Genomic DNA, 15112 nt, shown 5'->3' on the forward strand with positions numbered 1-15112 from the left:
GATCCACGATATCGATCGCCCGATCGACACCGGCGCAAAACCCACGGGGATTGGCAAGATATATCTTCATGGTCGTCGTAGCTCCTTGGTTGAGGCTCTACAAGACAGCCTTTTACTCTGACAGTACGGATCGCTCACGATACGTCAGATCCATGGGGTCCGTCAACAGGATTACCGGACAGCACGATGTGCTATCTGCCACTCCATCACTCACCTGCTTGACTCCCGCCCTCCTCCTCCGTAGGCTCACTGCTGAGTGAGATTTCTTTCCATAGGTACGCTCTGAGATTCTTCTTTCTTCGGTTTTTCTATAAGTAAGGAGGCACCCCACATGGCTCAAAGACCCTTTCAAACCGGCGCAGTCGTCAATCTGGACGCGGGGGAAAGCGTCAAGGATGTTGTTGTGTGTGCCGTTCCTACCAAAAAACGATTCGAGATCAAATTTCTTGGTATCAATGGCTTTGGACATCCGAACCAGCCCCTCTTTCACGCTGTGCATGTGACGACGAAATCAGTCCTCGGCATCTACCCGATTGCCGTCACTGGCGTTGCCGAAATAGCCGAGCCGGAATTTCCAGCAAGATATTTTGGGAGCCAGGAAGCCATGCTCTACGCGGAGCCAAAATCCGACGTGATCTTTACGGTTGCACGCAAGAATACCACTGGAAGCGTACGGGTATTCATTAATCTCTGTGGCATGCTCATTGATGTTTAAGACGGAAGCCTCAGCGCATCGCCGAACAAAATTTTCAATCACGCCTCTCACGGCAACAAAGAGAGCTCGCTCGCATGAGTCATTCTCCTAGCCCCTCGTCTATTTTGCAGACCGCCTTCGGCTTCTGGAATTCCAAGGTTCTCCTCACAGCCGTGGAGGTTCGTCTATTCACGAAGCTGGGTGACCGTTGCCTGACCGGGACGGAGTTATGCCAGATATTGCAATTTCATCCACGTGCCAATCCAGACTTCTTTGACGCGCTCGTCGCCATGAAGTTTCTTGACCGCCATGGTGACGGCCCACACGCTACGTACTCCAACACGCCGGAAGGCACGATCTTCCTCGATGAATCGAGCCCCCGCTATATCGGTGGGCTTCTTGTCATGCTCAACTCGCGACTATTTAAATTCTGGAACGATCTCCCTGAGGCATTACGAACAGGCCAGCCCCAAAACGAGATCAAACACGGACAGAAAGGAATGTTCGAAGAGCTCTATTCAGAACCAGCCAGGCTGGAACAATTCCTGGGTGCGATGACCGGGATTTCCCGCATCAACTTCGAGGCGTTCGCCGAGAAGTTTGACTTCTCGAAATTCAGAACTCTTTGCGACGTTGGTGGCGCGACCGGCATACTCAGCATTGAAGTGGCTAAGCGACACCCTCATCTTCAATGCACCAGCTTTGATTTGCCGGTGGTCGAACCGATCGCGAAGAAACACATTGCCGCGGCAGGGGTAGCACATCGCGTAACCACGGCATCCGGCGACTTCTTCAAGGATCTGCTGCCGAAGGCCGACCTCATCACAATGGGCATGATTCTGCACGACTGGAATCTGGAGAGAAAGATGCAGCTGATCCGTTCAGCCTACCAAGCCTTGCCGCCCGGTGGAGCACTAGTCGCCATTGAGGCGTTGATCGACGATGCCCGCCGCGAAAACGTGCAGGGGCTCCTGATGTCGCTCAATATGCTCATCGAATTCGGCGATGCATTCGACTATTCTGGCGCGGACTTCCGCCAATGGTGTCGTGAGGTCGGCTTTACGCGGTTCGAGGTCATACATCTGGCCGGACCGTCCAGTGCGGCCATTGCCTACAAGTAACCTCTTCACCGATCAGCCCACCCGCCTCTGCTCCTACTTGTCCTCCGACAACCCGGCAGACGTGTGGCCATGGATCGTCTTTGATGCCCAGCAATCCCCTACAGCGTGGCATCTTCCACGCACTGGGGCGATTCCGCACTGGTCGCAATGATCTGGCTAGCAACCCACCTTCACGCATCCGGCGCGTTCGCGCAAGTGAGGCTCCTCACTTTCTGCTCGGCATGACCCGACCGCTCACCTACCCACGTATTCAGCAAGACCAACGCCAGAACTCATCCCTTCCCTCACTCCCAATGCTCCCGCGAAATCTCCGAAGGTGAGCGACGGGACAGGAAGGGAAGGTTAGTGGAATTGGGGAACAATGCTACAGCGTTTGACCGCCAGGTGTAGCAAAAGGAGGCAAGGGGAGGAACTGACCCCAGCCTGGCGAAATCACGAATCCTTTTTTGTTGCGCGGTCTCATAGGAGTACCGAATGGGTGGAGACTCCACGAAACTGGACCGAGGCTTGCTTGGGACCGTCTATTGAACCGTCAGGACGTAGCAACAAGCAGGATCGGTTCGTCACCGAGAAAGGACGCGATTATGAAACGCTGGAGGGAAGTAGTCGTCGGCGCCATGGTCTTCGCGTTAATTGGGGTGATGGCCCCACCACCTCCTCTCTTTGCGAGCGATCAATCTCGCGCAAAGGAGCTCATCCAGCAGACCTGTGTGCACTGCCACCGATTCGAGGGTGCGGCGGAATCGCGGTTCAAACTTCACGCCCCCGATTTGATTTGGGCTGGTAGTAAATACCAGCGCTCCTGGCTCATTCGTTGGCTGACAGGCAAGGAGGCTCCGCTCTACGCCAAGGGATATCTGTGGGACCTGACGAACGTTCCGACTAAGCACCCGATCGTAACGGAGGCCGAGGCGAACGCCCTTGCCGATTACTTCGCCGAACACAATAGAGATCCACGCGTCACGGTTGGGGCATTTGACCTGTCAAAGGTCACGAAGTTCGATGTGAAGTTCGGGGCGGCGGCCTATAAATCCCATGCCTGCCTGGGCTGCCATACGATCGAAGAGAATGGGAACTTGATCGGAGGGCCGCAGAGTGCAGCTCTGCAGAATGCGGGGCAACGGTACAACATGGACTGGCTGTATCGCTTCGGCCAAAACCCCCAGGACTTCATCATCCATACCGGTGAATTTCTGGCCGACGCGACCGACCCACAATTGCGGGCCGTGATCGGATTTCTTGCCGTACAAGGGGTCAACGACTTCACCTACTACGAACCTTGGACCAGTCAAGAGTTTGCAAACGCCAGCGTGGATCGTGGGAAGACGTTGTACAAAGAATACTGTGCGCAATGCCACGGCTTCACCGGCAAGGGCGATGGTCCTGCCGCATCGGGACTCGAACCGAAACCGGCGATCCATGCCAACATGCCGTTCGACAAACTTCCAATGGAATACCTCTATAACGTGATCAACCATGGAGGAGTGGCCGTCGGCAAATCACCCAACATGCCCTACTGGGGGCTCACGATCGGCCAGCAGGGTGTGGCGGACGTCATCGCTTATTTGAAAGTGACATTTAAGGAAATCCCAGAGGTCGCGGCTTCGGCGGGAAGTGGACCGAGTGGAGCCTGTGTCCAGCCGCGTAAGACGGCTACGGCTCCGAACGACTATCTGACCAAAACCAATCCAATCCCCTCTTCTGCAGGCGCAGTTCAAGCGGGCAAGGAATTGTTTCTGAGAACGGCACAGCCCATCGCCTGCGTGATGTGTCATGGGGAGCAAGGAGATGGCAAGGGATTGATGGGTGGAGCGCTCGTGCCGCCGCCCCGAAACTTCACCTGTGGCGCGATGATGAGTAAGATTCCGGATGGCCAGTTATTCTGGATCATCAAGAACGGCTCTCCAGGGACTGGCATGACGGCCTTTGGCGGAATGCTGGATGAACAAGTCTGGCAACTGATCCATTACATTCGATCGTTGGCGAAGTAGGACATACCTGGCTGTCCGCTGGAAAAGAGGCGCAACCATAGCGCTTCGCCGACTGAGGAGGGGAAATGCATGGAAGGAGGTGGCAGGCCAGAACAGATGTGACAGGCTGCAAGTAGGCATGTTGGTTGAGTAGGTGAAAAACGTACCTGATACCGTTTCAAAAAAGGAGGCAAGAATGAGTGTTCGACGACTTGGAACAACCTTGTTCAGCATTCCGTTCGCCGTGGCGACGGTCGTGGCCTGGAGTGCCGGGCCCGATATCGCACAGGCGCAGACTAAGGGGATGGAGGCACCACCCTCAAAGCTGGAGATTACCATCAAGGACCGACAGCACGGCTATGAGACTGCCGGGTTCACGATGCCCTCCCAGGATACGATTATCGTCGTCCGAAACCAGGATTCCGTGACCCACGGCTTGGCATCTACGTTGTTCAAAAATGTGGCGGTGAAGGCGGAAGGAGGGACAGAGGTACGAGGGAAACAATTCAAATCGTTTCATATCGACGCAGGAAAGACCATGACGCTCCGCTTCGCCACAGCTCCTTCAAGTTTTGACCCACAAACCGGTGGAGCCGAAAGTATCCGCCACGCCCTATGGTGCGATATCCATCCGGAGGTGAAAGGCGAGCTCTTTGTCATTGAAACCCGTGGCGACATCGGCGGCGGCTGAGCAACGGCCTGGAAGTAGTCTGGAACGTGCGCCTCATCTGTGGGATGAAATCCTTCCCGGGGGCGCAACAAGAGGTCTCCGGTCCCGGCCAGCATCAGCTCACCACTGAAGCGCAGCTGGGACTGGCGGTCCCGTCCCTTTGATGAGTGAGACCATGTGAAACTGATCGGCTATCCGATCGTGTCGCAGGTAATGAGAAGATGAAATTTGCACGACGCTCCACTCTGGCCGTGGGCATATGGCTTGGTTCTGTGATCGGCGGTGGAGTGCTTGCCATGGCTTCTACCGGATGGACGAAAGAGATTCTGTTTGTGGCTCGTGATCTTGAAGATCAGCAGGCGGTGTGGCTTCCGAGAGAAATTGTCCTTCAACGAAGTACGGATTTCACGGAGCCATTGATCTTTCGATTTGACAACCCGACGGCACGGACCCATGTATTCGAAGCGCCGGGATTGTTGGAGTCCGCTGAGGAAAATGGTATTCAGATCACCAGGCCGGTTCGAGTAACCATTGCGCCTGAAGAGAACGAACAGATCGTCCTGGACAGGAGTCGAATCACGAATGATGCACGCACCGGCGAAGGAGAGACCGTCACCTATCGATTCTACTGTCCCCTTCATCGGGCCGATGACGACACGGGAGGGACCATTATCATTGGGCCGTAACCAGTCTGGTACAGAAGTATGACATACTCACTGTTCTGATACCGAGTATCAGAACATGCGGCACCCTGGCCTGCCGCAATTGAGAACGGATTGACTCACAAGTCTATTTCTCCCTCATCGCCAGCCTCCGATCTCTTCAAAATAATTGATCTCCTCACTGCTCATGTGACAGGACTTGCGTGACGATCTCTTCTTTTCATAAATCCATCCCTGCTTCCATGATGGAGCCGCTTCACTTGACACACTCTCCCCTCCCCCGTACGCTGAACACCATCATGGAAGCCACCGCCGGCAAGAAAATCCTGGTCGTTGAAGACGAACAGGATATTGCGCAACTCGTCCAACACTATCTCCAGAAGGAAGGCTTTCGTTCCGTCACTGCCATGAGCGGAGTCGAGGCCTTAAAGAAGGTCAAGGAAGAGAAGCCTGACCTGATCGTCCTCGATCTGATGTTGCCCGAAATGGATGGGCTCGACGTCTGCAAGCGCGTGCGTTCCGCTCCGGATACCGCGATGATTCCCATCATTATGCTGACGGCCAAAGCTGAGGAGTCCGACACGATTGTCGGCTTGGAATTGGGTGCCGACGACTATGTCACCAAACCCTTCAGCCCCAAAGCGCTGGTTGCACGGGTGAAAGCCCTACTGCGTCGGATCGACCGTACCGCATCCACCGGCCCGGCCCACTATCGATGCGGGGCGCTGACGCTGGATCCGACTCGACATGAGGTCAGTCTCAATGGGCAGGAGATCCCCTTGACGGCAAAAGAATTCGGCCTACTCGAGCATCTCCTACGCCATCGCGGTCGTGTTTTGACCAGAGAGGTATTGCTCAACGCCGTCTGGGGGTATGACTACTATGGTACGACCAGAACCGTGGACGTGCACATCCGGCGATTAAAACAAAAGCTGCCGCTCCTTGAGGACGCCATCCTGTCCGTGAAATCACTTGGGTATAAATTAAAGGATACCGACTGATCCGCATGTCGTGGTCGATTCGATGGAAAGTCGCGATAGGCACACTGGTAGCGGTAGCCTGTGGTCTGCTGATCGCCGGATGGATGACGGTCCAAGCGCTTGAACAGCGCTACCTCACGCAATTCGGCGAGACCTTGGAGGCGAAGGCGAAACTCGTCGAATACGGGTTTCTGGCGTTGTTTCACTCCTCCACTCCCGCAGTCACTCTTTCTCGTCTACAAGATATTGCGCGTGATCTCGGCATCCGATCCTCCGCGCGCATCACATTGATCGCGTCGGACGGCACCGTCCTTGCCGACAATGCCGTCCGCGATGTCGATATCCCGACTCTGGAGAATCATGCATCCCGTCCCGAAGTGTCGCAGGCGTTGGCCACCGGCCAAGGACAAGACGTGCGCCCCAGCCACACGACCGGCGAACGAACGATGTATCACGCAAGACTTCTGCGGGTCCCGCACGACAGAGCCCCCTGGGTGGTCCGCGTGGCGCTTCCGCTCGCCCAGGTGGACCGACTCAGCGACGAACTCAAGCGCCAGCTCCTTCTTGCGATCGGCGTGGCCTTTCTGCTTACCGTCACGCTGAGCATCTGGCTGGCTCACAGCATTACGAAGCCCCTTTCCGAGATCGCGTCTGCGGCTCAGGCCTTGAGTACGGGAAACTCGACGATGCGCATCAGGACGACTGCACAGGATGAGGTGGGATTACTCGCATCGACCTTGAATCAGATGGCAGACCAGCTCCATACAAAAATTGAAGAACTCTCTGAAGACCGCGCGCAGCTGCTGGCCGTGCTGACCTCAATGGTCGAAGGGGTCATGGTACTGGACGCTCGCGGCCACGTGCTACAGATCAATCCCGCGCTCGAGCGGATGTTCGGCATTTCACGGGTGGACGCACGCGGACGCCCCTGCGCCGAACTGTTTCGGCATCAACGGCTGAACAACCTGGTGACGACGATCCTTCAGGCTCGTACCCCTCATGAGGATGAGATCGTGCTCCCGCTCAGCGGACGGCATCTCCATATTGAAGCCTCCCCCGCAGGAGGCGAGCGAGACAACGAAGCCTGTATCGTCCTGGTCTTCCACGATGTCACTGACGTACGCAGGCTGGAAAAGATTCGGAAAGACTTTGTGGCGAATGTCTCTCATGAGCTGCGAACGCCGTTGACCTCGATCAAGGGATATGTGGAGGCGCTTCTCGACGGCGGTAAGGACGATCCCTCGGTGGCCGGTCGGTTCTTGAACATCATTTTGAAACAGAGCGACCGGCTGAATCTGATCATTGAGGACCTCCTTGAGCTCTCCAAGATTGAGTCCGGTCAGATCTCGCTCAAAGAAGAACCGATCGATGTGCGAGCCCTGGTCGACCGAACCTTGTCCACCATCAAACCGATCGCCGATCGAAAAATCCACCGGCTCGTGACCGCACTCGACCCTTCGCTGCCTCTGATTGCAGGTGATGACGATCGGCTCGTGCAAGTCCTCACGAATCTGCTCGATAATGCCATCAAATATACTCCGGAAGGCGGGACCATCACGCTCGGTGCTGCGTCAGCCCCTTCGCCCTACACGTCCGATCCGACACCCAACGCAATCGATCTGTTCGTTGCCGACACAGGAATCGGTATCCCCGAAAAGGATCGCCCTCGTATCTTTGAACGGTTCTACCGTGTGGACAAAGCCCGCTCCCGAGACCTGGGTGGGACAGGGTTGGGACTCGCCATCGTGAAGCATCTCGTTGAGGGACACGGGGGCCAGGTGTGGGTCGAAGCCAATCACCCTCAAGGCAGTCGTTTCGTCGTTCGACTCCCGATCAAGGGCGGGAAGAGATCCCTCGCTCAGTGGAACCAGGACAATATCGTATAAGCGCCAGCTCCCAACAAGGCAGAACCTGGCAGGGTGAAGATCCAGGCTGAGAGGATCTTGCTCGTGACTCCCCACCGAACCGCAGAGAGACGTTTGGTCGAACCGACCCCTAAGATCGACGAGGTAATCGTATGGGTCGTACTCACCGGAAGACCGAACTGAGCCGTAAACAACAAGACGGTCGCCGCCCCCGTCTCAGCGGCGAATCCGTGGACTGGTTCGAGTTTGACCATTTTCATTCCCAGCGTATGGATAATGCGCCACCCACCGACGGTCGTGCCCAGCCCCATGGCCAAGGCACAGGCCACAATCACCCAGGTCGGCACTTCTGCCGATGTCAGCTGACCCGAAGCGACTAACGCCAGCGTGATCACGCCCATCACCTTTTGAGCGTCATTCGCCCCGTGACTGAACGCCATGAAGCTCGCCGAGAGAAGCTGAAGTCGGCTGAACAGTTTGGTCGCCAGGCCACGATGAACCCGGAAAAACGACCAGCTTACGAGCACCATGATGAGAAACCCCATTCCAAATCCCAACAGAGGAGAAAGAATCATGGCTTCGAGGATCTTCTGCAATCCCTTGAATTGCACGACCGCCCAGCCTCCATGAGCGACCGCGGCACCCACAAGACCACCGATCAATGCGTGCGAGGAGCTGGTCGGAAGACCCAGGATCAGCGTGAATAAATTCCAGCAGATGGCTCCCGCCATCGCGCCGGCCACGACGACGTTTGTAATCGCATCAGGAAACACAATCCCACCGCCGATCATTTTCGCAACAGCGGTCGAGAAGAAGGCGCCGGCCACGTTCAGTGCTCCGGCCAGCAAGACCGCCGTCAGCGGCCTCAAGACGCGTGTGGAGACGACCGTTGCCACGGCGTTGGCACAATCGTGCCATCCGTTCGAGAAATCGAACAGCAGGGCCAACACCACGGTCACCAACAATAATCCGCTCAATTCAGGCATGGGCACTCTCGTTTTTGTTCAGGAAGACGGTGTGGGGTCACTGATCTGCGAGGGAGGTTCTCCTACCCGTGCACTCTCGAAGGTCAGGTCCGGATAGAACCAACTACGCTTGCTTCAGGACAATACATTCGATGACATTGGCAACATCTTCACAGCGATCGGTCCCCTCTTCAAAGGTCTCGTAGATCTCTTTCCACTTGATCACCGTAATCGGATTCGTTTCTTTCTCAAAGAGTGTGGAAATCGCATCGCGTGACACCCGATCGGCTTCATTCTCCAAACTGTTCACCGCCACGCTATATTCTTTTACTTCTTCATGCGACATACTGATCCGATCCACGCCTCGCCCCACCGCCACGGAGGCCTGGTAGAGGATATCCGCCAGCCGAATTGCGCAGGGAGTGGGCTGCTCGATCTTATAGATGGCAAACCGATCCGCCACCGCTTCGATCGCATCAAGAATGTCGTCCAACGCGCTGGCAAGATCGTGAATATCCTCCCGATCAATCGGCGTAATGAACGTTTGATTGAGGCGCATGGCAATGTCATGCGTAATGCCATCGCCGATGTGCTCCACCTCTTTGATACGCGCAATCTTTTCCTGAATGTTCGTATAGTCTTCCATCAGGCCCTTGAGCAACCGACTGCCTTCGATCACATTGTGGGCCGCCTTCTTAAAGAGTTCAAAAAAGGCTTCCTCTTTGGGAAGTATGCTAAACATCATGATCCTTTGTACTCCTGAATCAGGTACTTACCCGAAAGGGGAAGCAGCGACAAGCTTGTCTCCGTCGAGCATCGTCGTTACCACCGGACAAGGCTCGTTGCCCAGGTCAGTCCCCCTCCAAAGCTTCCAAGGAGTACCACATCTCCCGGGGAAATATGTCCGCGACGGACTGCATCATCCAGCGCAATGGGGAGCGAGGCCGAGGAGGTATTGCCATACCGTTCAATGACCGATGCGATTCTCGACCGCTCGATCCCTAACCGATGGGCGATCTGATCCAGTATCCGTCCATTCGCCTGATGCAGCACGACCTGTTTCAGATCATCCGAACGCATGCCGAACTCCTTCAAGATGTCGTGTACGGCCTGCTCAACACGTCGAATCGCAACCCTAAAAAGCGACGCCCCGCGCATGCGCAGCATATGGTCCCGCTTTTTCACACCATCGACTGATGCAGGACTCCGTGACCCCCCACTGGGAATTCCAATGAGCCCGTGCGACGCCCCGTCCGCGTACAGCCTGATTCCGAGGATTCCTCGCCACTCCGGATTGGGATCGGGCTCTCCTCGAAGGATGACGGCCCCGGCTCCATCCCCGAACAACAACGCGGTCGCAGGATCTTGAAAGTCAAGCGTGCGAGACTTCACCTCAGCCGCGACAACCAGACAGGTCTTCACCTGCCCGCTTTGAATCATGGCCTGTGCCATCGAGAGTCCATACAAAAACCCCGAACAGGAGGCAGAGACATCAAAAGCCCCCACCGGCCTGCAGCCCAACCCCCGTTGCACCAAGCAGGCCGTCGAGGGGAACACCATGTCCGGGGACGTGGTAGAAAGTACAATCGCGTCAATAGCCGAGGCCTCACAACCAGCAGCCTCCAGCGCTCGACGCCCTGCAGCGATCGCGAGGTCTGACGCAGCTTCGTGCGCCCCCGCCCAGTGGCGTGATTGAATGCCCGTCAACCGTTGAATATTGGCCGGGGATACCCCCACGACCTGGGCGATCTCCTCGTTCGGCACGACCCGAGCTGGGAGGTAACTGCCCGTTCCAATCACTCGTGTTCGAATCATGGCCCTGCTCGGATCAACTCCTGCAATCAGTCGGACAAACTCGGGTGATACGCCCAATGTGGAGCGGGATTATAGGGGCGGCAAAGAGACAGGTCAACAAAACCAGGCACCCAATTGCTTTTTATCTATATCCTTGCTACTTTTATTGGTTATGCAGATGCGTCTCATGCAAGCAAGTGCTTCCGCTCGATTCAGACCGTCCGGTTCGTGCCTGGCGACGTGGCTGGGCCTCTACTGCCTTGTGTTCTCCTCCTGCGCTGGCGATTTTTCCGCCAGCGACGTCCGAAGTGGGCTCAAAAAAGCCCTCAGTAGTACGGACGAACAAATCTTTCTCGGGGACACGATCGATAACCATTACCACCCCAATGTGATCATGAAACGTGGCGAGGCCTACTTTGAGAAGGAAGAGTACTCGGAAGCGCTCGTCGAATATAAACACTTTCTAGAACTGCATCGGAATCACGTGCTCGCTCCCTATGCCGCCTTCAGGATTGGGGAGATTCATATTAAGATGGCAAAAACGATCGATCGCGACCCTGAACCGATGCAAAAGGCCATCGCCGCATTCGACCAGATGCGGAAAGATTTTCCCGGCAGCCGCTATGACACACAGGCGCAGCAAAAACTCGAAGAGTGCCACGACTGGCTGGCACAGATGCATCTGTTCGTCGGACAATTCTACTATCGAAGAGGCTCGTACTTGGCGGCGGCCCACCGATTCGAGCAAGTGCTCAAGACCTATCCGGACAAGCCTGTTGCCCCGGACGCGATGTACTTCCTCGCCAAGTCGTACCACGAGATGGGTGCCGATGATTGGGCAAGAGACCACCTCATTGTGCTGGCGGAGAAGCACCCAGACAGCAAGTTCGCCGGTGACGGGAAACATCTGCTCGCAAAAATCAACGAGACTCAGCCCAAAACGTTGCTGGCACAGCAGTCGGAATCAACATCGCTCTCGGATGCCGGACCAGGCCTCGTACGAAACGGTCGATCCAGTTTCTCACCTCAGTCCCCTCCTGCCGGCTCATCCTCACTACCTACAATGGGAGCACCTGGCGTCGCGCCGTCGTTAGATGCGGTTGGTGCCGCGGCACCCCATTCACTGAAATCAGGATTCACTGCCTGCCGCCTTGGCGCCTGGTGCTGAGATAGCCGCCAGCTGAAAGCTGATTGCCGAAGGCGAGCTACCTACTGACCCAGATACCAGCCGATCCCGTATCGCTCCAACAAACTGGTGATCATCGTCAACGAGTTGGCATAGATCATCACACCGACGACGATCAACATCACTCCGCTCACGGTCGACACACCCCACAAATAGGCCCGTACTTCTTTGAAATAGGCCAAGAATCGATCGACGCCCAATGCCGTCAGAAACAACGGCAGCCCCAAGCCCAATGAGTAGAAAGTCAATAAGACAACCCCACTGAACAGGGAGTCGGTCGTACTCGCATAGAGCAAAATCGATCCCAGGACCGGCCCAACGCAGGGAGTCCATCCGGCCGCGAATGCCACACCGATCAAGAATGATCCCAAATACCCAGCCGGTCGATTGCGAAACTGGTACCGATGCTCCATCTTGAGGAATGTGAGATTGAGGATCCCAAGCAGATACAGCCCGAACAGAATGATCACCACACCGCCGATACGCCGAATAAGATCTTGATGGCTAATCAGAATCTGTCCGAGAAAACTCGCGGAGGCACCGAACGCGATGAATACCGATGAAAACCCGCCGATGAAGAGCAGGGAGTTGACGATGATCGCCTTCTTGAACTTTTCACGTTCAGCGGCATCGGTAAGTTGTTCAACCGAGAGTCCGGTGATATAGGAAATATAGCTCGGCACCAGCGGCAGGACACACGGGGATACAAACGAAAGAAGCCCCGCAGAAAAGGCCGCAATCAGCGAAATCTGTGGAATGGATTGCGTCATCGCATGCCTACTTTATTCATAACGGTTTGTGCCCCTTCGGCTCGGCTAGGCCCGTCGCAGCGGCCTGTCGGTGGTTGCAGTAGACGTGTTCATCAAGACTGTAGGCTAGGACTTCAGCAGCGCATGAATCAAGTCACGGGCCTCCGGTGAGTCCCAATCGCGAGCACCAAATATTTTTTGTCGCACGACGCCCTGCCGATCGACCATGAAGGTGACCGGGATCGTTCGAGCGCCATAGGCCAGACCAACCCGATACTCCGAGTCATGGAGAATCGGGAACGTAAAGCCCATCTGTTTCTGGAACGGGCGCGTCACCATTGCACCCTGGGAATCCGTCGACACGGCCAAAATCTCGAACTCTCTTCTCGGTAACGTACGATAGAGTTGCTCCATTGCCGGCATCTCGACCCGGCAAGGTCCGCACCACGTCGCCCAAAAATTCAGCAACACAACCTTCCCTCTGAGCTGCGAAAGACTCACGGCATTCCCGGCAAGGTCTCGCAATATGAAATTCGGCGCCTCATCACCGACTTGGACGACTCCTCGTCCGACAACCGACTGTTTGACTGACTGCGGAGGTTGGGCATCAACCACTGATGACGCGACCAGCCCGCCGACAGCGAGCAGCACGGGGAGAATCGAGATCTTTCGGATATACTGCATTTTCAAAAATCAGAACGCAATTCTGAGAGGCTCCCCTTGGAAGAGCTGGAGCAATGCCCTCCTCACAACTACACCTGCATCCGCGAACATGCTGTCCCCTCAATCCTTAGATCATGTTACAAGTCCCCAAAATCCTGAGTCAAGTAAACGAGGCCTGACTTTATCCCCCGACCAACCACATGAAATGATGGACAAAGCCCACCCATCTCCTTTAGAATCGGTTTCGCTTATTCGTGGCTTGTCACTCGCCACTATTTTTTTCTCACATTCCAGATTCCTTAGACAGACCAACGCTGGATTTCTATAACCTCAACCCACGAGGGGCCTATGCGAGACAATTTCCTTTTTACCTCCGAATCAGTGACAGAAGGACATCCGGATAAAATCGCCGACCAAATCTCAGACGGCATCCTGGATGCCATCATTGCCCAGGATAAATATTCTCGTGTCGCCTGCGAGACGATTCTCACGACAGGCATCGCACTGGTGGCCGGGGAAATCTCGACGAAGGCCTACGTTGAAATCCCGGACATTATCCGCGAAGTCATTAAAGAGGTCGGCTACTGCGATGCCTCCTGGGGATTCGACTACCACACCTGTTCCGTTCTCACCGCAATTCACCAACAATCTGGTGACATCGCGATGGGCGTGGACTCCGGCGGAGCCGGTGATCAAGGATTGATGTTCGGATATGCCACCAACGAAACCTCTGAACTCATGCCGATGCCGATCGTCTTGGCTCATCGTTTGACCAAGCGGCTCGCTGAAGTACGCAAGAAAAACATTCTCAAATGGGTGCGGCCGGATGGGAAATCTCAAGTCACGGTCGAGTACAAAAACGGGAGGCCCGTACGGATCGATACGATCGTCGTCTCCACGCAACACAGCCCTGATGTGACCAGCAAGCAAATTGAACGCGATATCATGGAAAAGGTCATCAAGCCGGTGATGCCGAAGGGCCTGTATGACCCGACCAGTGTAAAGCATCACATCAACCCAACTGGCCGATTCGTAGTCGGCGGTCCCATGGGCGACACCGGTCTCACCGGGCGAAAGATCATCGTCGACACATACGGCGGTCATGGCAGCCATGGCGGTGGAGCGTTCTCTGGGAAGGATCCAACAAAAGTCGACCGGTCTGCCTCCTACATGGCACGCTACATCGCGAAGAACCTTGTCGCCGCCGGATTGGCCGACAAGTGCGAAGTGCAACTGGCCTATGCCATCGGCGTTGCCGATCCTGTCTCTGTGCTGGTCGATACCAAGGGCACGGAAAAGGTGTCGGTTGATAAGCTCGACAAACTCGTGCGCAAGCACTTCCCCATGACACCACGTGGCATCATTGATCATCTCAAGCTTCGACGACCCATTTTCAAAAAGACGGCGGCCTATGGACACTTTGGCCGCAACGAGCCCGAGTTTACTTGGGAGAAAACCGACAAGGCCAAAGCCCTACACAAGGACGCTGGACTATAAGCTTCGTGAGCCTTACCACAGCAGCGCAAGGGGGACGGGTAGGTTGCCCGTCCCCCTTCTCATGACAGCAATTGACGCCCCGCCAAATCACGACCGACAACTTTCAGAAGGAGGATCTCCGTGGATTACGATGTGAAAGATATCAAGCTGGCAGACCAAGGCAAACTGAAGATCGAATGGGCCGAAGCCACAATGCCCGTCTTACGGCTGATTCGTAAGCGGTTCAAGAAACAGCAGCCATTGAAGGGTGTTCGAGTGACCGCCTGCTTACACGTCACCACGGAAACGGCGAACCT

Annotated in this window: 16 protein-coding genes; 10 read left to right on the forward strand and 6 right to left on the reverse strand. The window is 55.6% G+C overall.

All coding sequences use genetic code 11. The annotated features are described in order from the left end of the window. On the reverse strand, window positions 1–70 hold a 70-nt coding region (locus tag ACMTNU_RS18345), incomplete at its 3' end, for a hypothetical protein (RefSeq protein ID WP_413936761.1). Between the two features lie 261 nt (window positions 71–331). Here ACMTNU_RS18345 and ACMTNU_RS18350 point away from each other — a divergent pair. The 7 genes from ACMTNU_RS18350 to pnpS all read left to right on the forward strand — a co-directional run bounded on the left by ACMTNU_RS18350 (window position 332) and on the right by pnpS (window position 7983). After that, on the forward strand, window positions 332–715 hold the full coding sequence (locus ACMTNU_RS18350; protein ID WP_413936747.1) for a hypothetical protein: 384 nt from the start codon (window positions 332–334) through the stop codon (window positions 713–715). A 74-nt stretch (window positions 716–789) separates the two neighbouring features. Further along, window positions 790–1815 carry a methyltransferase gene (locus ACMTNU_RS18355; RefSeq protein ID WP_413936748.1) on the forward strand — a complete coding sequence of 342 codons (1026 nt, stop codon included), beginning with the start codon at window positions 790–792 and terminating at the stop codon, window positions 1813–1815. A 584-nt stretch (window positions 1816–2399) separates the two neighbouring features. Beyond that, entirely contained in the window at window positions 2400–3806 is a 1407-nt protein-coding gene (locus tag ACMTNU_RS18360) for a c-type cytochrome (RefSeq protein ID WP_413936749.1), read from the forward strand. Between the two features lie 175 nt (window positions 3807–3981). After that, on the forward strand, window positions 3982–4476 hold the full coding sequence (locus ACMTNU_RS18365; protein WP_413936750.1) for a hypothetical protein: 495 nt from the start codon (window positions 3982–3984) through the stop codon (window positions 4474–4476). 200 nt (window positions 4477–4676) lie between these two features. Next, window positions 4677–5141 carry a hypothetical protein gene (locus ACMTNU_RS18370; RefSeq protein ID WP_413936751.1) on the forward strand — a complete coding sequence of 155 codons (465 nt, stop codon included), beginning with the start codon at window positions 4677–4679 and terminating at the stop codon, window positions 5139–5141. 236 nt (window positions 5142–5377) lie between these two features. After that, window positions 5378–6118, forward strand: coding sequence for a response regulator transcription factor (locus ACMTNU_RS18375; RefSeq protein WP_413936752.1), 741 nt, complete (start codon window positions 5378–5380; stop codon window positions 6116–6118). 5 nt (window positions 6119–6123) lie between these two features. Further along, window positions 6124–7983 (forward strand): two-component system histidine kinase PnpS, encoded by a 1860-nt coding sequence (gene pnpS, locus ACMTNU_RS18380; protein WP_413936753.1) that lies wholly within the window; start codon window positions 6124–6126, stop codon window positions 7981–7983. Here the strand turns inward: pnpS and ACMTNU_RS18385 are convergent. The 3 genes from ACMTNU_RS18385 to ACMTNU_RS18395 all read right to left on the reverse strand — a co-directional run bounded on the left by ACMTNU_RS18385 (window position 7956) and on the right by ACMTNU_RS18395 (window position 10742). Beyond that, window positions 7956–8948 (reverse strand): inorganic phosphate transporter, encoded by a 993-nt coding sequence (locus ACMTNU_RS18385; RefSeq protein ID WP_413936754.1) that lies wholly within the window; start codon window positions 8946–8948, stop codon window positions 7956–7958. The two genes, pnpS and ACMTNU_RS18385, sit on opposite strands and share 28 nt — an antisense overlap. A gap of 103 nt (window positions 8949–9051) precedes the next feature. Continuing rightward, entirely contained in the window at window positions 9052–9672 is a 621-nt protein-coding gene (locus ACMTNU_RS18390) for a DUF47 domain-containing protein (protein ID WP_413936755.1), read from the reverse strand. Between the two features lie 77 nt (window positions 9673–9749). Next, the gene (locus ACMTNU_RS18395) at window positions 9750–10742 is read right to left on the reverse strand and encodes a 3-oxoacyl-ACP synthase III family protein (RefSeq protein WP_413936756.1); all 993 of its coding nucleotides are present in this window, start codon (window positions 10740–10742) and stop codon (window positions 9750–9752) included. Between the two features lie 166 nt (window positions 10743–10908). Here ACMTNU_RS18395 and ACMTNU_RS18400 point away from each other — a divergent pair, with 166 nt between their 5' ends. Beyond that, a complete protein-coding gene (locus tag ACMTNU_RS18400; protein WP_413936757.1) occupies window positions 10909–11889 on the forward strand; it encodes an outer membrane protein assembly factor BamD in 981 nt (326 codons plus the stop codon). A gap of 41 nt (window positions 11890–11930) precedes the next feature. Here ACMTNU_RS18400 and ACMTNU_RS18405 read toward each other — a convergent pair whose 3' ends face one another. Both ACMTNU_RS18405 and ACMTNU_RS18410 read right to left on the reverse strand, forming a co-directional pair. Then, on the reverse strand, window positions 11931–12677 hold the full coding sequence (locus ACMTNU_RS18405; RefSeq protein ID WP_413936758.1) for a cytochrome c biogenesis CcdA family protein: 747 nt from the start codon (window positions 12675–12677) through the stop codon (window positions 11931–11933). Between the two features lie 105 nt (window positions 12678–12782). Beyond that, window positions 12783–13340, reverse strand: a complete 558-nt coding sequence (locus ACMTNU_RS18410; RefSeq protein ID WP_413936759.1) for a peroxiredoxin family protein — start codon at window positions 13338–13340, stop codon at window positions 12783–12785. Between the two features lie 327 nt (window positions 13341–13667). On the opposite strand from ACMTNU_RS18410, the gene metK reads away from it, so the two are divergent. Further along, window positions 13668–14816 carry a methionine adenosyltransferase gene (gene metK / locus ACMTNU_RS18415; RefSeq protein WP_413936760.1) on the forward strand — a complete coding sequence of 383 codons (1149 nt, stop codon included), beginning with the start codon at window positions 13668–13670 and terminating at the stop codon, window positions 14814–14816. 120 nt (window positions 14817–14936) lie between these two features. Next, a partial coding sequence (locus tag ACMTNU_RS18420; RefSeq protein WP_413936762.1) for an adenosylhomocysteinase occupies window positions 14937–15112 on the forward strand: 176 nt, incomplete at its 3' end.

It is taken from the genome of Nitrospira sp. BLG_1, from assembly GCF_047338595.1.
Classification (GTDB): domain Bacteria; phylum Nitrospirota; class Nitrospiria; order Nitrospirales; family Nitrospiraceae; genus Nitrospira_D.